This window comes from Streptomyces sp. TLI_185, assembly GCF_003814765.1.
Lineage (GTDB): Bacteria > Actinomycetota > Actinomycetes > Streptomycetales > Streptomycetaceae > Streptomyces.
In genome coordinates this window covers 5,236,614-5,254,986 of the sequence record NZ_RKRB01000001.1, presented here as the reverse complement: position 1 = coordinate 5,254,986, position 18,373 = coordinate 5,236,614, and the positions used below count along the sequence as shown (strand labels likewise).

At 68.0% G+C, this 18,373-nt stretch carries 15 protein-coding genes; 7 read left to right on the top strand and 8 right to left on the bottom strand.

Annotated elements, in window-relative coordinates:
* The 6 genes from yidC to EDD92_RS24125 all read left to right on the top strand — a co-directional run bounded on the left by yidC (window position 1) and on the right by EDD92_RS24125 (window position 6,068).
* Complete coding sequence (gene yidC, locus EDD92_RS24150; RefSeq protein WP_123966236.1) at window positions 1–1,284, top strand: membrane protein insertase YidC; 1,284 nt, start codon at window positions 1–3, stop codon at window positions 1,282–1,284.
* A 15-nt stretch (window positions 1,285–1,299) separates the two neighbouring features.
* Window positions 1,300–1,812 (top strand): R3H domain-containing nucleic acid-binding protein, encoded by a 513-nt coding sequence (locus EDD92_RS24145; protein ID WP_115907066.1) that lies wholly within the window; start codon window positions 1,300–1,302, stop codon window positions 1,810–1,812.
* A 120-nt stretch (window positions 1,813–1,932) separates the two neighbouring features.
* Window positions 1,933–2,649 (top strand): 16S rRNA (guanine(527)-N(7))-methyltransferase RsmG, encoded by a 717-nt coding sequence (gene rsmG, locus EDD92_RS24140; protein WP_123966235.1) that lies wholly within the window; start codon window positions 1,933–1,935, stop codon window positions 2,647–2,649.
* A 301-nt stretch (window positions 2,650–2,950) separates the two neighbouring features.
* Window positions 2,951–4,024, top strand: a complete 1,074-nt coding sequence (locus EDD92_RS24135) for a ParA family protein (RefSeq protein WP_078912588.1) — start codon at window positions 2,951–2,953, stop codon at window positions 4,022–4,024.
* On the top strand, window positions 4,021–5,121 hold the full coding sequence (locus EDD92_RS24130) for a ParB/RepB/Spo0J family partition protein (protein WP_030938937.1): 1,101 nt from the start codon (window positions 4,021–4,023) through the stop codon (window positions 5,119–5,121). Before EDD92_RS24135 ends, EDD92_RS24130 begins: the two co-directional genes overlap by 4 nt.
* Window positions 5,122–5,450: 329 nt before the next feature.
* Window positions 5,451–6,068, top strand: coding sequence for a GNAT family N-acetyltransferase (locus tag EDD92_RS24125; protein WP_123966234.1), 618 nt, complete (start codon window positions 5,451–5,453; stop codon window positions 6,066–6,068).
* A gap of 94 nt (window positions 6,069–6,162) precedes the next feature.
* Here EDD92_RS24125 and trxA read toward each other — a convergent pair whose 3' ends face one another.
* The 7 genes from trxA to EDD92_RS24090 form a co-directional block, all read right to left on the bottom strand.
* Complete coding sequence (gene trxA / locus EDD92_RS24120; RefSeq protein WP_003991504.1) at window positions 6,163–6,495, bottom strand: thioredoxin; 333 nt, start codon at window positions 6,493–6,495, stop codon at window positions 6,163–6,165.
* A gap of 41 nt (window positions 6,496–6,536) precedes the next feature.
* The gene (gene trxB / locus EDD92_RS24115; protein ID WP_123966233.1) at window positions 6,537–7,505 is read right to left on the bottom strand and encodes a thioredoxin-disulfide reductase; all 969 of its coding nucleotides are present in this window, start codon (window positions 7,503–7,505) and stop codon (window positions 6,537–6,539) included.
* 168 nt (window positions 7,506–7,673) lie between these two features.
* Window positions 7,674–8,585, bottom strand: a complete 912-nt coding sequence (locus EDD92_RS24110; protein ID WP_123966232.1) for an anti-sigma factor — start codon at window positions 8,583–8,585, stop codon at window positions 7,674–7,676.
* Window positions 8,582–9,319 carry an RNA polymerase sigma factor SigM gene (sigM, locus tag EDD92_RS24105; protein WP_123966231.1) on the bottom strand — a complete coding sequence of 246 codons (738 nt, stop codon included), beginning with the start codon at window positions 9,317–9,319 and terminating at the stop codon, window positions 8,582–8,584. Before sigM ends, EDD92_RS24110 begins: the two co-directional genes overlap by 4 nt.
* A gap of 25 nt (window positions 9,320–9,344) precedes the next feature.
* Complete coding sequence (locus EDD92_RS24100) at window positions 9,345–11,063, bottom strand: protein kinase family protein (RefSeq protein WP_123966230.1); 1,719 nt, start codon at window positions 11,061–11,063, stop codon at window positions 9,345–9,347.
* A gap of 138 nt (window positions 11,064–11,201) precedes the next feature.
* Window positions 11,202–13,478, bottom strand: coding sequence for a murein biosynthesis integral membrane protein MurJ (murJ, locus tag EDD92_RS24095; protein WP_123966229.1), 2,277 nt, complete (start codon window positions 13,476–13,478; stop codon window positions 11,202–11,204).
* A gap of 44 nt (window positions 13,479–13,522) precedes the next feature.
* Window positions 13,523–15,913, bottom strand: a complete 2,391-nt coding sequence (locus EDD92_RS24090) for a DUF6049 family protein (RefSeq protein ID WP_123966228.1) — start codon at window positions 15,911–15,913, stop codon at window positions 13,523–13,525.
* A 260-nt stretch (window positions 15,914–16,173) separates the two neighbouring features.
* Here EDD92_RS24090 and EDD92_RS24085 point away from each other — a divergent pair, with 260 nt between their 5' ends.
* Window positions 16,174–17,616, top strand: coding sequence for a CCA tRNA nucleotidyltransferase (locus tag EDD92_RS24085; protein WP_123966227.1), 1,443 nt, complete (start codon window positions 16,174–16,176; stop codon window positions 17,614–17,616).
* 98 nt (window positions 17,617–17,714) lie between these two features.
* Here the strand turns inward: EDD92_RS24085 and EDD92_RS24080 are convergent, their stop codons facing one another.
* Window positions 17,715–18,278 carry a hypothetical protein gene (locus tag EDD92_RS24080; protein WP_123966226.1) on the bottom strand — a complete coding sequence of 188 codons (564 nt, stop codon included), beginning with the start codon at window positions 18,276–18,278 and terminating at the stop codon, window positions 17,715–17,717.
* Window positions 18,279–18,373 lie beyond the last annotated feature (95 nt).

Here is an 18,373-nt window from a genome sequence, read left to right as displayed (position 1 = left end):
GTGGACACGATTGCCAGCCTGTTCAGCTTCATCACGACACCCGTGTCATGGGTCATCGTCCAGTTCCACTCGATGTACGGGAAGATCTTCGGTCCCGACACGGGCTGGGCCTGGGGCCTGTCCATCGTGTCCCTGGTGATTCTCATCCGTATCTGCCTGATCCCGCTCTTTGTGAAGCAGATCAAGTCGACCCGGGCGATGCAGACGCTGCAGCCCGAGATGAAGAAGATCCAGGAGCGCTACAAGAGCGACAAGCAGCGTCAGTCCGAAGAGATGATGAAGCTGTACAAGGAGACGGGCACCAACCCGCTCTCCTCGTGCCTTCCCATCCTGGCGCAGTCCCCGTTCTTCTTCGCCCTGTACCACGTGCTCAACGGCATCGCGACCGGCTCGACGATCGGCGTGATCAACGATTCGCTGCTCGCCAGCGCCCGTAAGGCGCACATCTTCGGTGCCCCGCTCGCTGCGAAGTTCACCGACAGCTCGGCGAAGGTGGAGTCGCTCGGCGCCTCCCTCACCGACGTTCGTGTCGTCACCGCGATCATGATCGTTCTGATGTCGGCGTCGCAGTTCTACACGCAGCGCCAGCTGATGACGAAGAACGTCGACACCACCGTGAAGACGCCGTTCATGCAGCAGCAGAAGATGCTGATGTATGTCTTCCCGGTCATGTTCGCCGTCTTCGGCATCAACTTCCCGGTCGGTGTCCTCGTCTACTGGCTGACCACCAACGTGTGGACCATGGGTCAGCAGATGTACGTCATCCACAACAACCCGACCCCGGGTTCCAAGGCCCAGGCCGCCTACCTGGAGCGCCTGACCAAGCACGTCACGAGCCACGGCAAGACCCGCAAGCGGAGCGAGAAGACCATCGTCAAGGCGATCGTCGCCAAGGGCCGTGACCGCAACGAGTTCGAGCGCAAGTTCATCAACGCCCTGAACAAGGCGGGTCTCGCTGCTCAGACCGACGGCACCGTGACGAAGAGCGAGAGCGCTGCCGCCGTCCAGTCCGAGGACGGTACGGCGACGACCGACGCTGCCGCCGCTCCCAAGCGCCAGCAGCCCAAGCGGCAGAGCAAGGCCCAGCGTCAGTCCGGCGGTGCGAAGGCCGTCGGCGACTCCGAGCCGAAGACGTCGCTGAGCAAGTCCGACGAGCCGGAGGACGCCAAGCCCTCCGCCGCTGCGAAGAAGGCCGAGCCGAAGCCCGCCGGCGGCACCCGCAGCAAGGCCCAGTCCGGGCAGCGCAAGGGCCCGCAGCGCCCCAAGTCCCCGTCCAAGAAGTAAGAAGGAGCCCATCCCGTGACGGAAGGCACCACCTCCGCCGCTGCCGAGGGTGCAGACACCCTTACCCGCCTGGAGCAGGAGGGCGAGATCGCGGCGGACTACCTCGAGGGTCTGCTGGACATCGCCGATCTCGACGGCGACATCGACATGGACGTCGAGGCCGACCGCGCCGCTGTCTCGATCATCAGCGACGCGGGCAGCCGCGACCTGCAGAAGCTGGTCGGCCGTGACGGTGAGGTGCTTGAGGCGCTGCAGGAGCTCACGCGCCTGGCGGTGCACCGGGAGACCGGTGACCGCAGCCGGCTGATGCTGGACATCGGCGGCTATCGCGCAAAGAAGCGCGCCGAGCTTTCCGAGCTGGGTGCGAAGACGGCTGCCGAGGTCAGGAGCACCGGCGAGCCTGTGAAGATGAAGCCGATGACGCCGTTCGAGCGCAAGGTCGTGCACGACGCCGTCAAGGCTGCGGGCCTGCGCAGCGAGTCCGAGGGCGAGGAGCCGCAGCGCTTCGTCGTTGTGCTCCCGGCCTGATCGGTCCGTACGTTCCTCCGGCCCCGTCTGTAGCGCAGGCGGGGCCGAGCTTTGTCAGCCTGATAGTTCTGGTGGTCTCGGCGCTCGGTGCGCTGATGCGGTACGGAAGGACGGTCCCCCGTGACGGAGGCAGCGGAGCTTCCCCCTGCGCCCGAGCAGGCGCGCGCGGTGTTCGGCGATCGCTTCGCGGACGCGGTCCGCTATGCGGAGCTGCTCGCTGAGGCGGGTGTTCAGCGCGGTCTGATCGGCCCGCGTGAGGTGCCTCGTCTGTGGGAGCGGCATCTGCTGAACTGCGCGGTGCTTTCCGAGGTCGTGCCCGAGGGCGTGACGGTGTGCGATGTCGGCTCGGGTGCCGGCCTGCCGGGCATTCCCCTGGCGCTGGTCCGCGAGGACCTGAAGATCACGCTGCTGGAACCTCTGCTGCGGCGTACGAACTTTCTCACCGAGGTCGTGGAGCTGCTCGGGCTGGACCATGTGACGGTCGTGCGCGGCCGTGCCGAGGAGGTCATGGGCAAGGTGCCGTCGGTGCATGTGGTGACGGCACGGGCCGTGGCTCCGCTGGACCGGCTGGCCACGTGGGGCATTCCGCTGCTGCGGCCGTACGGGGAGATGCTTGCGCTCAAGGGCGACACCGCTGAGGAGGAGCTCAAGAGCGCGGCCACGGCGCTCAGCAAGCTTGGTGCCGTGGAGACGTCCATCCTGCATGTGGGTGAAGGGGTGGTGGACCCTCTGTCCACGGTCGTGCGGGTCGAGGTCGGGGAGAGTCCCGGCGGTGTGCGCTTCGCGGCGAAGAAGGCAAAGGCTGCACGAGCGGGGCGGGCACGTCGGCGCCGCTGATCCGGCCTGACGACGAGACGTACTCCACACAAGCTGCCAAACCTACGCACGCCGGAGTGTCGCGACAGTTCGGCCACCGCTGCTGTGCATCGTGTTTCACGTGAAACGTCGCTCACTGCTGCACGGCATCATCAGCCGCGGCCGCGCCGCTGCCGAACCCCGCGACCGTAAGCCTCTCGGTTCACTCGGAGAGGCATCCGTATCCGACGAAACTCGGTCCCCCGTGAGGGGGGCCACGTTGTCCACAGAGGTGGATTTCTCCACAGAACAACAGGCCTCACTGGTTCACGACCCCGAAGACATGGGAGGCTCTGTTCATTGCGAGCCTGAAGTCGAGGAGAGTGAATCCTTGCGGTCCGACGCCAACATCGCGGGACCGATGACCGATCCGGTCCCCGGTCCCCGTACCGAGTCGATGGGGGACGATGTTTCACGTGAAACACCGCCCCCGATGGACGACACTCCGATCGGTCGTGCTGCCCAACTGGCGGTGGAGGCTCTGGGCCGCGCAGGCGAGGGCCTGCCGCGGCCCGAGCAGACACGCGTCATGGTGGTCGCCAACCAGAAGGGCGGTGTCGGCAAGACGACGACCACCGTCAATCTTGCTGCCTCCCTGGCCCTGCATGGCGGCCGCGTCCTGGTGATCGACCTCGACCCTCAGGGCAATGCATCGACTGCGCTGGGGATCGACCATCACGCCGAAGTCCCGTCCATCTACGACGTCCTGGTCGAGAGCAAGCCCCTGGCGGAGGTCGTCCAGCCGGTCCCCGACGTCGAGGGTCTCTTCTGCGCCCCCGCCACGATCGATCTCGCCGGTGCGGAGATCGAGCTGGTGTCCCTGGTGGCACGGGAGAGCCGACTGCAGCGAGCCATCCAGGCCTATGAGCAGCCGCTGGACTACATCCTGATTGACTGTCCCCCTTCGCTCGGCCTGTTGACGGTCAACGCGCTGGTGGCCGGTGCGGAGGTCCTCATCCCCATCCAGTGCGAGTACTACGCGCTGGAGGGCTTGGGCCAGCTGCTGCGCAACGTCGACCTGGTGCGGGGGCACCTCAACCCCACGCTGCATGTATCGACGATCCTGCTCACCATGTACGACGGTCGGACGCGCCTTGCGTCCCAGGTCGCGGACGAGGTACGCAGCCACTTCGGCGACGAGGTGCTGCGGACGAGCATTCCCCGCTCTGTCCGCATCTCCGAGGCGCCGAGCTATGGACAGACAGTGCTGACGTACGATCCGGGATCGAGTGGTGCGCTGTCCTATCTTGAGGCGGCGCGAGAAATCGCGCTGAAGGGTGTGGGCGTGTCATACGACGCCCCGCATGCCCATATCGGCGCCCAGAGTGATCCAAGCATGGTGGAGGGGATTCAGTGAGCGAGCGACGGAGGGGTTTGGGCCGTGGTCTCGGCGCGCTGATCCCTGCTGCCCCGACGGAGAAGACGCCGGCCCCGGCCGCGATGGGGGGCGCTGGTTCTGCGTCGCCGTCGGCGGTCCCGGTGCTGACCACCGACCGGGGAGTGGCCGCGGCGAAGGTGACAACGCTGCCGCCTGTTTCACATGAAACCGAGGAGCCGTCGCTGAACGGCGTCGCGGAGGCGCCCGCGTCTCCTGTGGGCGCCCACTTCGCGGAGCTCCCTCTCGACTCCATCACGCCGAACCCGCGCCAGCCGCGTGAGGTCTTCGACGAGGACGCGCTGCAGGAACTCGTCACCTCCATCAAGGAGGTGGGCCTCCTCCAGCCGGTTGTCGTACGGCAGTTGGGCCCCGCCCGCTACGAGCTCATCATGGGCGAGCGGCGCTGGCGGGCCTGCCGTGAGGCCGGCCTGGAGGCGATCCCGGCGATCGTGCGGGCCACGGAGGACGAGAAGCTTCTCCTGGATGCCCTTCTGGAGAACCTGCATCGGGCGCAGCTGAACCCGCTGGAAGAGGCCGCTGCCTACGACCAGCTTCTGAAGGACTTCAACTGCACGCACGACCAGCTGGCCGACCGGATCGGCCGTTCCCGTCCCCAGGTCTCCAACACGCTGCGTCTGCTGAAGCTCTCGCCGGCGGTCCAGCGCCGGGTGGCTGCCGGGGTTCTGTCCGCCGGTCATGCGAGGGCGCTGCTGTCCGTCGAGGACTCGGAGGAGCAGGACCGGCTGGCCCACCGGATCGTGGCCGAGGGACTGTCCGTGCGAGCCGTCGAGGAGATCGTGACCCTGATGGGGTCGCGGCCGCAGACTGCCCAGCGGTCCAAGGGCCCTCGGGCCGGCGCCCGGGTCTCTCCGGCGCTGACCGACCTCGCGACCCGTCTCTCGGACCGTTTCGAGACACGGGTGAAGGTCGACCTGGGGCAGAAGAAGGGCAAGATCACCGTCGAGTTCGCCTCCATGGAGGACCTCGAGCGGATCCTCAGCAGCCTCGCTCCTGGCGAGGGACCGGTCCTGCAGAAGAGCCTCCTGGAGGACGATTCCGAGGACCTCGAGGCCTAGACAGCCGGTGGCCGACAGGGCGGTTTCGCTCGGTAGGCCGACAGAGTGGGTCGTGTCCGGTGTGTACCGGAACACGGCCCGCTCTTTGCTTTCAGGCGGTATCGATGGAATCGCTTCGTGGATACGATGCGTTCGGGTATGGCGCATCCACCTGGCAGTACCTCTGAGAGGGAGGCAGGGGCCATGCGAACGATGAGCCGCACCGGACTGGTGAGCGCAGGTCTCGGAGTGGGCGCGGTCGGCGGCTTCGTCGGCAGCCTGCTGAGGGAACGGAGCGCTCTGACAGCCGCTCGCGACGCTGCGGGCGAAGGAAGCGAGGAACAGGCTTCATGGGGCGTCGGCTCGTACCGCTCACGCTGGACAACCTTCAAGACCTTCCCCAACGCTGTCGCGCGTGTGTCTTCTGGGAGTTGGACCCAGTCAGCGGAGAGGCCGCGGTAAAAGCGGGCACGTCCGCCCTGGAGAAGGAAGCGTGGATTTCTGCGGTCCTGCTGGACTGGGGGTCCTGCGGCCGGGTCGTCTACGTCGACGATGTACCGGTGGGCTTCGTTCTGTATGCCCCTCCGGCCTACGTTCCGCGCTCCACGGCCTTCCCCACGAGTCCCGTTTCGTCTGACGCGGTACAGCTGATGACCTCGTTCATCCTGCCGGGCTATCAGGGGCAGGGGCTCGGGCGGGTGATGGTCCAGACGGTCGCCAAGGATCTGCTGAGACGGGGCTTCAAAGCAATCGAGGCTTTCGGGGACGCACAGTGGAAGGAACCCGCATGCGTCCTGCCGGCTGACCATCTTCTGGCCGTGGGCTTCAAGACGGTCCGGCCCCACCCGACTTACCCCCGTCTGAGGCTGGAGCTGCGGACGACGCTCTCCTGGAAGGAAGACGTGGAGATGGCGCTCGACCGGCTGCTGGGGGCTGTGCAGAAGGAGCCGGTGCTGAGGCCGCTGTGAGAAGTGTCCGGACAAGCGAATGGGCCGACCCTTCAGGGTTGGCCCATTCGTGTTTCACGTGAAACATCCACCGCCGACTCGACGGCTTTGCCGACTACTCGGCGATGAAGTCCTCGAGGTCGCGGACGATCGCGGCCTTCGGCTTCGCACCGACGATGGTCTTGGCGACCTCGCCACCCTGGTAGACGTTCAGCGTCGGGATGGACATGACGCCGTACTTGGCGGCCGTACCCGGGTTCTCATCGATGTTGAGCTTGACGACCTCGATCTTGTCGCCGTACTCGGCGGCAATCGCCTCGAGGGACGGCGCGATCTGGCGGCACGGGCCGCACCAGGCGGCCCAGAAGTCCACCAGTACGGGCTTGTCGCTCTTGAGGACGTCCTGCTCGAAGGAGTCGTCGGTCACATTCTTCAGGGTGCCGGCCACGGCGGGCTCCTTAACTGGTTGGTGCGTGGGGCGGATGGAGGTCAGACAGAGGTCTTCTCGGGCTCGGCCTGCTCCTCGTCCGCAAGCGCGGCGAGGAAGCGCTCGGCGTCGAGCGCGGCGGAGCAGCCGGTACCGGCGGCGGTGATCGCCTGGCGGTAGGTGTGGTCGACCACGTCACCGGCGGCGAAGACACCGGTCAGGTTGGTGCGGGTCGAAGGAGCGGCGACCTTGAGGTAGCCCTCCTCGTCGAGGTCGAGCTGGCCCTTGAAGAGTTCGGTGCGCGGGTCGTGGCCGATCGCGATGAACAGGCCGGTGACCGCCAAGTCCGAGATCTCGCCGGTCTTGAGGTTGCGCAGCTTCAGACCCGAGAGCTTGGGGTCGCCCTCGATCTCGGCGACCTCGCTGTCCCACACGAACTTGATCTTCGGGTCGGCGAAGGCACGCTCCTGCATCGCCTTGGAGGCGCGCAGGGTGTCCCGGCGGTGGACGATCGTCACGGACTTGGCGAAGCGGGAGAGGAAGGTTGCCTCCTCCATCGCGGTGTCGCCGCCGCCGATCACGGCGATGTCCTGGTCCTTGAAGAAGAAGCCGTCACAGGTGGCACACCAGGAGACACCGCGGCCGGAGAGGGCGTCCTCGTTCGGCAGGCCGAGCTTGCGGTGCTGGGAGCCGGTGGTGACGATGACGGCCTTTGCCTTGTGCACGGTGCCGGCGGTGTCGGTGACGGTCTTGATCTCACCGGTCAGGTCGACGGAGACGACGTCGTCCGGGACGAGCTCGGCGCCGAAGCGCTCGGCCTGGGCGCGCATGTTGTCCATGAGCTCGGGGCCCATGATGCCGTCCCGGAAGCCGGGGAAGTTCTCCACGTCGGTGGTGTTCATCAGCGCGCCACCGGCGGTGACGGCGCCCTCGAACACGAGCGGCTTCAGCGACGCGCGCGCGGTGTAGAGCGCCGCCGTGTAGCCGGCGGGCCCGGAGCCGATGATGATCACGTTACGGACGTCGCTCACGGCTTGTTTCCTCGTCTCTGGACTGCGTCGTCGGACCGGGGGAGCCTCTGTCAGAAGTCCCACCCCACCCAACGGATCCTAAGGGGCGCGCATTCCCACTGTGTCCGGGCACACGGAGACGCGACACGGCACGGGATACGACGCACGACGGAGACGAAGCGTGTGCGTTCAGGGACGGGTGTAGGAGTGCGTCAGGAGAACCTTCGCCTTGGCGGCGGACGCATGGCTCACACAGCTCGCATCGACGATGTATGCGGTCACCTTGGTGCTGGCGGAGGCGTCGGACATGACCACGAGCATGACATCCGTGCCCTTGTAGGTCCCTTCCTTCGCCGCGAGCGCCGGGTCGGTGCGCCCGATGCCGTTGCGGATGCAGTCCGGGACCGTGGTCTCCTTGAAGACCTTGGGCTGGTTGCTCCCGCCCTCCACACCGAGACTGTGCGGAGCATGGGAGCCGCTGCCCGAACTCTTGAGGAGACCGGTGACCCGGTCCTCCAGGTTGGCCTCCGAGAACGTGTCCGCGGTGGCGGACTTCCGGGCCTGAGCTTCGGAAGTGGGCGGTTTCCCGTCGTTCAGTGATGCCAGCAGGACCGAACCGAAGCCCAGTGCGGCGACTGTGAAGACGGTGCCCAGGATGGCGACCCTGCGGCGGCCGCCCCTCTTCCGCTGTTTGCGGCCCGGCCCGGTGGTGGCGGCACGGGAATGCCCCGCAGGACGGTCTGCCGTTGCCGATGTTTCACGTGAAACACGCGCGCCGTCGTCGGCGTCGTCCGTGGAACGGGAAGCGCCGACGAGCTCCGGGGCGTCGGTGAGATCGGGTGCCGTCGCGTTCAGCAGCGCCTCGGCCGCGAGAGCGGCATCGATCCGGCCTGCGACATCGGCGGGCATGCGGGTCGGGCCCGGCACCGAACCGAGCAGCCCTCGGATCTCCTCCAGCGACGTGTAGACGTCCGCGCAGAGCTCGCATTCGTCCAGGTGCCGTCGTACGTCGGCAGTCCGGGACGGCGGAAGCAGGCCCTCGGTGAGGTCGGAGATTTCGGCGACGTCCGGGTGTCCGGCCATGTCCGTCGTGGAAGTCACGCTCGCCCACCTCCGCCCTTCACAGCAGCTGAATCGCTTGGCCCGGTATCCGGCCCTGTATCGCGTGGACCGGCAGTCGGTGGTCCCGCTGCCGGTGGGACGGATGTCCCCTGGGTCCGGTTCCGCCCCTCGCCCGGTTCCTTGCGGCCACCGGTGTTTTCCGGCCGAAGATGGGTGAGGAGCGGCAGGAGTCTGGCTCTGCCACGGGCGCAGCGGCTCTTCACCGTGCCGGTCGGGACATCGAGCACGCGGGCGGCTTCGGCGACCGGGTATCCCTGCATGTCCACAAGGACGAGGGCGGCGCGTTGGTCGGGAGGCAAGGTACCGAGTGCCTCCAACAGCTGCCGGTGCAGATCGTTGCGCTCTGCCGGAGCCGATGCCTCCTCGTGCGGCTCCAGCAGTTGCTCCAGCCGCTCGGTGTCGTCGACCGGGGACGTCTTGCGCGACGCAGCCTTACGGGCGCGGTCGAGGCAGGCGTTCACCGTGATCCTGTGCAGCCACGTCGTGACGGCCGACTGCCCCCGGAAGGTGTGGGCGGCCCGGTAGGCGGACACAAGGGCGTCCTGAACGGCGTCAGCGGCCTCCTCCCGGTCCCCCAGCGTCCGCAGGGCCACCGCCCACAGCCGGTCACGATGACGCCGCACAAGCTCGCCGAAGGCGTCCGGGTCGCCCTCTACATGGCGGGCCAGGAGGTCCTGATCGCTTGCGTCGCCGTATGCGGTGTCATCTGCCATCGGACCCCCTCCCCGGGATGCGGTCTCAGCCGGTGAACTTCAGGTCCGTCACGGCCTGCTTGTAGCCCGGATCGCTGTACGAGTCCCCCGGCGCGTACGGCAGCGCCGTGAACCACACCAGTACGTACCGGCTCTTGACCGGCTTGGCGACTGTCACCTTTGCAGACGTGCCGGACGTCGTCGTGGATCCCAATTTCGTCATCGAAGTCAGCGGAACCGACGAGCTCATGGAGTCCGTCGCGTAGAGCGTGACCGTCGTGTGGTTGCCACTGAAGAGGAGCCCTATCGAAGCGGCGGAGACCTCCTGCTCCGAGCCGAAGTCGTAGACGATGCCGACACCGGGCTTGAAGGCCGGGTTCATGTCCGGGCCGTCCTTGTAGCTGGCGGTACGCCAGTACGTGGCGCTCTTGTTGTCGTACGTCTTGTCGACGTCGTTGGGGTGCTGGGCGTCACCCTTGGCGACGTACTCCTGGGCACTCTGGATCTGGAGGGTCTTGACCGGTTTGGTCTTGTCGCCGCCCTTGTCGCCCCCGTCGGTCGTCTGCGTCTTGTTCGTGTCGTCGGACTTGCTCCCGTCCATGAGCGCGTCCGCGAGCTGCCAGCTGCCCAGGCCCAGGGCGGCGATGAGGAGCGCCGAGACAGCCCACTTCAGCGCCTTCCCCGTGCGGCTCTGCAGCGGGGCCGGAGGAGCCGGCACCGGCTGGGTGGCGCCGGGGTGCGGTGCCGGGCGGCCGTACGTGCCCTGCTGATACGTGGTGCGCTGGTACTCCGGCGGCGCGGTGAACGCCGGCTCCGGCGGGCGGATGCGGGGCATCTCGCCGATCGCCTTCACCAACTCCTCCGGCGTGGTGCACGGGGATTCGTGACGGGAGGCGGTCGCCCCGTCGTTGGCGAGTGCGCGCATGGCCAGCTCGGAGAGACCGCGGTGGACACCGGCCCGCACCTGGTCGGGTGCGATCAGACCGACGTCCTTGGGCAGCCCCGACAGACCGTACGCGTCGTTCTCGTACGGCCAGCGCTGGGTGAGCCCCGCGTACAGGAGCGCGCCGACGGACTCCGTGTCGGTGCGCTGCGGGGTCTCGGAACTGATGCCGCGCAGCGCGGCGTTGACGGCAAGGCCGCGGATGCGCCACTGGCCGCTGGAGGTACGCAGCACGGCGTTGGGGTTCAGCCGCAGATGGGCCAGACCCTCGCGGTGCGCTGCAGCCATTGCGGAGGCGATCTGACTGACCATCTGGTAGGCGTCGTGCGGCTCCAGCGGCCCGGAGGCGAGCAGCGTGGTCAGCTCTACGGCGTCGGGCAGCCACTCGTGGACGACGTAGACGAGGTCGTTCTCCTCGACCGCGTCCAGCACCTGGACGAAGCGGGGATCACCGAGCAGCGCCGAGGAGCGGGCCGCAGCCAGCACCGAACGCGCCCGTGAATGGTCCGCGGGCAGGAGGTGGACGCCGACGGCGCGGCGAAGCTTCTCGTCCACGGCACGCCAACTGCTGAATCCGTCCAGACGGGTGACGCACTCCTCGAGCCGGTACCGTCTGGCGAGTTTGTGGCCGCTGTGCAGCTCCGGCGGTGAGGCCTTTCCGGGACCCTCGGTCCCGCCACTCCCCTGTGCCTCGTCGATCTCCGTGTCCCGCTCCCGGTTCTGGGCCACCCCGTCGGCCGTGGACTGGTCCGCCTCTGCGGTCAGCGGTTCGTCGCCGCTGTTGTCTGCCACGTCGACGGCAGCCGTGCTCCGTTCCGCCACCGTCGTTCCTGCCTCCCCATTCATTGCGCGCCGACCAACATCCGTGCGCGCTGTCCGACGCCGAAACCAATTGTGCCCACAGTCCGCCGCTATGCACGACACACGGTGGCGGACGATGGTTGTGCGCGTACCCCCGCGTCAGCGCCCCAGACGCCCGCGGACCATGCCGACCAGTGAGTTCAGCTCCTCGATGCGCATCTTGCGGGCGGCCAGGAAGAAGATCCCGAGCAGGACCGCACCGCCGGCCAGCAGGGCCGCGAGGGATCCGACGACGCCCTGGCCGAGCGTGTGGCCGATCTCGTAGCAGGCCGCGCCGCTGAGGGCTGCTGCGGGCACCGAGGCGATGCAGAGCCTGGCGTATGTCCGCAGGACGCGGGCGCCGTCCAGGTCGCCGCCCAGCCGCTTGCGCAGCCGGTTCCAGGCGACGCCGACGCCGATCGCATAGGCGAGGCCGTACGAGGCGGCCATGCCGGCCACGGCCCAGCGGGGCGGCAGGACGACGTAACACAGCGCCGAGGCGCCCGCGTTGACCGCGGCCACGATGACCGTGTTGTAGAAAGGGGTCCGGGTGTCCTCGTAGGCGTAGAACGCGCGCAGCACGACGTACTGCACGGAGTACGGGATCAGGCCGAGGGCGAACGCCATCAGCATGAAGCCCATGTTGGTGGCCTCGCTGATGCCGGAGGAGCCGAAGATCAGCGTGCACATCGGGATGCCGAGGGCGAGGAAACCGAAGGCGATCGGCACGATGGCGACGGCCGTGGTGCGCAGGCCCTGGGAGATGTCGTCGCGGACGGCGCCGCCGTCGTCCTCCGCCGCCGAGCGCGAGATGCGCGGCAGCAGGGCGGCCATCAGGGAGACGGTGATGATGGCCTGCGGCAGTCCCCAGATCAGCTGGGCGTTGGCGTAGGCGGCGAAGCCGGTGCCGTCGACGGGTGAGGCCTTGCCGGCCGAGGTGGACAGCTGCGAGACGACGATCGCGCCGGCCTGGTTGGCGAGGACGAAGAGCACGGTCCACTTGGCGAGCGTCACGGCTTTGCCGAGGCCGTGGCCCCTCCAGTCGAACCGCAGCCGCAGCCGGAACCCGGTCTCGCGCAGGTACGGGATCATCGCCAGCGCCTGGACGACGAGGCCGAGCAGAACACCGATGCCGAGGAGCCGCTGGCCCTCCGGGGGGATGCTCGTGACCTTCATGCCGGAGTCGGCCGCGGTGCCGTACACCCACATGAACATGCCGAGCGTCACGATGATGACGATGTTGTTCAGGACCGGCGTCCACATCATGGCGCCGAACTTTCCGCGGGCGTTGAGGATCTGCCCCATCACCACGTGGACGCCCATGAAGAAGATCGAGGGCAGGAAGTAGCGGACGAAGGTGATGCCGACCTCGTTGGCCGCCGGATCGCTGGCCACCGAGTCCGACAGCAGGCGGATCAGGAGCGGCGCGCCGAAGACCGCGAGGACCGTGAGGGCACCCAGCGCCACCATGACCAGGGTCAGCAGGCGGTTGGCGTAGGCCTCGCCGCCGTCCTCGTCCTCCTTCATGGCGCGCACGAGCTGCGGCACGAACACCGAGTTGAGGCCGCCGCCGACGGTCAGGATGTAGATCATCGTCGGCAGCTGGTAGGCGACCTGGAAGGTGTCACCGAGCAGCCCGACGCCCAGCGCCGAGACGATCAGTGCGGAGCGGATGAAGCCGGTGAGGCGGGAGACCATCGTGCCCGCGGCCATCACGGCGCTCGACTTGAGCAGGCCCCCGCCCTTCTTCGCCGGGGCCACAGGAGCTGCTGGTGGCGCCGCAGCCGCGGGCGCCGTGGTGCCGAGGTTCATGGTCTGGTCGGTCGCGGGCGCGGGCGCTGCCGGATCCTGGTACTGCGGGGTCGGCGACGACGCACCCGGCGCGGCCGCCGGGCCGGGCACGGACGGGGGATCCGACGGGGGGTATCCGCCGTTCTGTTGCTGGTCCCGGAAGAGGTGTGCGAAGGCGTCCGGCTCGTGGCGCTCCTCACCGGCCCGGGTGACCAGGTCGTCGACGCCCACGTACTGGGTCGTGCGGGGGTCGTCGCCGTAGGGCAGGTACTGGCTCGGGGCGTCCGGCTCCGGCGCCGGGGTCTGGGCCCAGACACGGGAGTCGGGGGCGTACGGGGACTGAGGCGGCTGGGCATACAGCGGCTGTTGCGGCTGGTAGGTCCCAGGGGGCGGCGGGGGGTGCGCGGCGCGGTCGTAGAGGGCCTCGGCGACCGGGTCCTGCGCGGAGAGATCCTGTGCCCGGTAGGGGTCCTGGTCGTAGGCGTCCTGGAGGTACATGTCCGCGGGGGGCTGCGGCGGTACCTGGCCGTGCTCGGGCTGCGGGCCCTCGGCGGGGCCCGAGCTGCCCGCAGCCTGGCCGCGGTCACCGTCGTACGGCGCGTTCATGGTTACCCCACCTCATCGTCCCGGGCCCACCGGCCACGACATCCTCAACGGTCCACTCTCTCACCCGTGCCGGACGGGTCGGTGCTTTCCGGTGCGGTGTCCGGTGTCGGGTCACTCGGCTGCTCAGGGTCGTCTGCCCGGGCGTCGGTGCCGGACTCCTCCTTGAGACGGTCTTCAGGGCCCTCGGGGTTCTTCGGCCCCTCGGCGGGCTCACCGGCCTCGTCGGGACCGCCCTCCTCGGCCTGACGGGCGGCCGCCCGCTTGCGCTGCGTGTACATGCGGAAACCGGCGAGGACGAGCAGGAGGAAGCCGCCGCCGATGACCAGCATCACGGTGGCCGTGAACTCGGTGACCTTGACGTCGAAGGTGACGGCGTTGCCGTATTCCTGGCCGTCCTCCGTGTACAGCTGGGCGACCACCGTGGCCTGGCCGTTGGCCTTGGCCGTCGTGGTGAACTTCACCGTCTGGCTGTGCCCGCCGGAGACCGTGACAGCTTGCTCCTGGTAGGCATGGCCGCCGATCTGGAGGCGGGTGGGGCTTGTCGAGGTGAGGCGCAGCGTCAGGTGCTGGACACCCTGCACCAGATTGTTCTGGACGGTCACGGGGATGGTGGCGCTGCGTCCGGAGAGCTTGGTGTCGGACTTGTCGATCAGCTTGACCTGGCTGGTCAGATCGGTGAGGTGGTTGTCCACGTCGCCGCGGAAGCTCGCCGCGGCGGCCGCGCTGCCCCGCCACGACGTGGACATCCCGCGGTTCATGGCGCGCCCGAAGGGGGTCACCACACGGGACTCGTCGCTGAGGATCACCTTGAAGTTGTCGAGTTCGTCCTGTGTGGTCGCGATCTCCTCGAAGGCAGAGCGCGGCAGCTCCTGCTTGCGCAGCGAGGAGGGATACGCGGATGTCGACGGCACCGTCGTCGTGGCATCCGGGTCCGGCTTGGCCTTGGCGGCCGACGTGAGCTTCTGGGCCTCGGACCAGTTGCCGCCCTGGAGGGCCGCCAGCGCGTCGGCCATGGCCTGGGCCTGGTGCGTCGTCGGCATGCGCTGCGGAGCGACGACGATGCTGCGCTGTTTGTTCGTCTGAAGGTTGAGTTCCAGGCTCTGGGCAAGGAACTGCTGCACGGCGAGGGTGCCGTCAGAGGCCGTCGTGAGGTCGCCCTGGAACGCCTCCGACAGACGGGCGTCCGCGACCACCGCCGTGGTGCCGCCGCCGATGGGACGTGCTGCGGAGGGGGTGTAAGGCAGACCTCCGGTCTCCTGGAGGCTGTCGCTGCGGGCGATGACCTGGTCGGCGCCGGCGGAGGTGGCGACCTTCACGATCGACGGGTCGACGGCGCCGTCCACGGGCCAGGCGAAGTCCGTGTTCGGTTTCACGTGGAGGATGGGCTCCACCGTGTTGGCGACGACGTCGGTGGCCTCCTTGAGGTGGCTCAGCGAGCCGGTCACGCTCGTGCCGTTGTGGGCGAGGGAGGCCAGGTCCGGGTCGGCGAAGGGCAGCGCGACGACCTCCTTGTCGGCCACCGCCTTCTGCAGCTCGGCGAGCCACTGCTTGGCGACCGCCTGGTGCGTGCCCGCCGTGGTGGTGTTGTTGGCGGCCCGGACCCGATAGCTGCGGGTCATCGCGTCGACCGAGGCCAGCAGGTCCGGGTCGATCACCCACGTGATGTCGAGGCTCTCGCCCAGGGACAGCATCTCGTCCAGGCGGCCGCCAGGGGAGATCTCCTTGGCGAGATCGTCATTGAGGAAGACCGGTGTCTGCTGCTCGTTCGACCCTGTCTCCGCCGTCATGTGGACGGTGGAGACCAGCGGCCACAGAAACGTCGTCTTCGTCTTGGTGCCGGCCTCGTCCGGCTGCCAGGGCAGGAAGGTCCGCTGGATGCCGAGGACGTGGTTCCACGGCTGCGCCCGCGTCTGGCCGGACAGCGATGCGGCGAACTGGTAGACCCCGTCGTCACCAAGGTCCAGTTTGTCGACCGGCACGGTGATGCTGAAGGGCTCGGCGACGCCTGGAGTGAGCTTGGGGAACTTCTCGACGTACTTGCCGCCGATCTCCGAGCCGGTCGCGCCCTGGACGTTGCCACTGTCGTTGGCGATGTCCTCGATGGCCGAGCGGGTGTTCAGCTGAGGGCCTACGTGCAGTCCCACATGGGCGCCGGTGACCGTCTGCTTGCCGTTGTTGGTCACGGTGCCCGACACGGTCACCGTGTCGCCGTCCGTGGGGACAGCGGGGCTGAGCGAGTCGAGGGCGACGGCCACCGAGCCCGAACCTGAGGCGGCCTGCAAGGAGGCCTGCCCAGCCGCGTTCGCGGAAGCCGCGGAGGGCAGCTGGAGGAGGCCGGCCAGCAGAGGCGCCCCTGCGAGCAGTGCTCCGGTGCGCCGCAGCCACCGGCGGGCAGGTGAGGGATTCGTCCCCTGGAAGTCTGCCGCCTCGGCCACGCGTTTCGCCCGTCCCTCGTCGTCGTCAGTGGTCGTCGGAATGTGCGTCCACGCATGGTAACGATGCGCGCTGAGGGGAAGTGCCGCGGACTGCCGCACAAGATCGGGGAGCAGGGTCGACCTGTCCTTTATCTGCACGTATAAAGAGAGGCGCGACCTGTACGCCTCAAGGACAGTGCATGTGCACGTATCTACTGAGGTGTCCGTGGACGTTTAATGAAGGCGCTTGCGGTCGCCCGGGCCACGTACCCTCTTCTGTTGTGCCGAACGCCAACGAAGCCAACCTCAGTGCCCTGAGCCAGGAGCCGCACCGCGTGCCGAGTGAACCTCTGCGGGTGGATCCTGTCGCCGACGACCTCGCCCGCCGTTTCCAGGACGCCGGGTTCTCGCTTGCCCTGGTCGGCGGCTCGGTCCGGGACGCGCTGCTCGGCCGGCTCGGCAACGACCTCGACTTCACGACCGACGCACGTCCCGAGGACGTCCTCAAGATCGTCCGTCCGTGGGCGGACGCCGTGTGGGAGGTGGGCATCGCCTTCGGGACGGTTGGGGCTCAGAAAGACGGCTTCCAGATTGAGGTGACGACCTACAGGTCGGAGGCCTACGACCGGACCTCGCGCAAGCCCGAGGTGGCTTACGGCGACTCCATCGAGGAAGACCTCGTCCGGCGTGACTTCACCGTCAACGCGATGGCCCTCGCGCTCCCTGAGAAGAAGTTCATCGACCCGTACGGCGGACGGGACGACCTCGCTGCGCGTGTGCTGCGTACCCCGGGCACTCCCGAGGCGTCCTTCTCCGACGATCCGCTGCGGATGATGCGGGCCGCACGCTTCGCTGCGCAGCTCGACTTCGAGGTGGCTCCCGAGGTCGTGACGGCCATGACGGAGATGGCCGGCCGTATCGAGATCGTCTCGGCCGAGCGGGTACGGGACGAGCTGAACAAGCTGATCCTGTCCGCGAACCCGCGTAAGGGCCTGACGCTGTTGGTCGACACCGGTCTCGCGGGCCATGTGCTGCCCGAGCTCCCGGCCCTGCGGCTGGAGCGTGACGAGCACCATCGTCACAAGGACGTGTACGAGCACACGCTGATCGTCCTGGAACAGGCGATTGCGCTGGAGGAGGACGGCCCCGACCTGACTCTCCGCCTGGCCGCGCTGCTGCACGACATCGGCAAGCCGCGCACCCGCCGCTTCGAGCAGGACGGTCGGGTCTCGTTCCACCACCACGAGGTGGTCGGCGCGAAGATGACCAAGAAGCGCATGACGGCTCTCAAGTACTCCAACGAGCTGGTGAAGGACGTCTCACGGCTGGTCGAACTCCACCTGCGTTTCCACGGCTACGGGACTGGCGAGTGGACGGACTCGGCGGTCCGCCGCTACGTCCGTGACGCCGGCCCCCTCCTCGACCGCCTCCACAAGCTGACCCGCTCGGACTGCACGACGCGGAACAAGCGCAAGGCGGCGGCGCTGTCGCGGGCGTACGACGGTCTGGAGGAGCGCATCGCGCAGCTCCAGGAGCAGGAGGAACTGGACGCGATCCGTCCCGACCTCGACGGCAACCAGATCATGGAGATCCTGGGCATCGGCCCGGGACCGGCCATCGGTCAGGCGTACAAGTTCCTGCTGGAGCTGCGGCTGGAGAACGGGCCGATGGAACACGGTGCGGCGGTGGCGGCCCTCAAGGAATGGTGGGCCGAGCAGAGCTGAGTCTGTGAAACGGGGTCATGTTTCACGTGAAACATGACCCGGGGTACGCGTCGGGGGCGGTGTTTCACGTGAAACACCGCCCCCGACGCGCGCCTGGCCTACTTCTTGTAGTCCTTCAGGCAGAGCAGGAAGTCGCTGCTGTCACCGCTCTCGGTGTACGAGTACTGGAAGTCCTTGGAGGCTGCCACGCACTTGGCGTTGGCCTCGGTCTCCGAGTACTTGCCGTTGATCTTGGCCAGCACGATGTACTGGGCCTGCGACGAGTCGCACTTCACCACCTCGAGGTCCGGGTGGCTGTCGTCGCTGCTGCCACGGTGCATGCAGTCGCCGACCTTGGCGGTGTCGGCGTCGTCCTGGCCGTTTATCACGCCGACGATGGCCGCGACGATGGCGATCACGATGACGGCGATGATCCTGATCGCCTTGAAGCTGAGCTTGCGGCTCGGCTGCGGAGGAATCGGCGCGTACGGAGCGGTGGCCTGCTGGGGGAACCCGGGCTGACCTGGCTGCTGCGGGTAGCCGCTCTGAGGCGGGTACGGCGCTTGCCCCTGAGGCGGGTACGGCGCAGAGCCCTGCGGCGGGTACGGGGTCTGGCCCTGGGGCTGGCCGTAGGGCTGCTGGCCCTGTGCGAACGGGTTCTGGCCCTGGGGTGGAGTGGTCACTTGAGGGTCCCCCTGAAGAGTTGGTGAGCGGCTTGCATAAGAGCCGCATAAGACGCCGGTAAATTATCGGCTGCCACTGACACTTCTGTAATCCA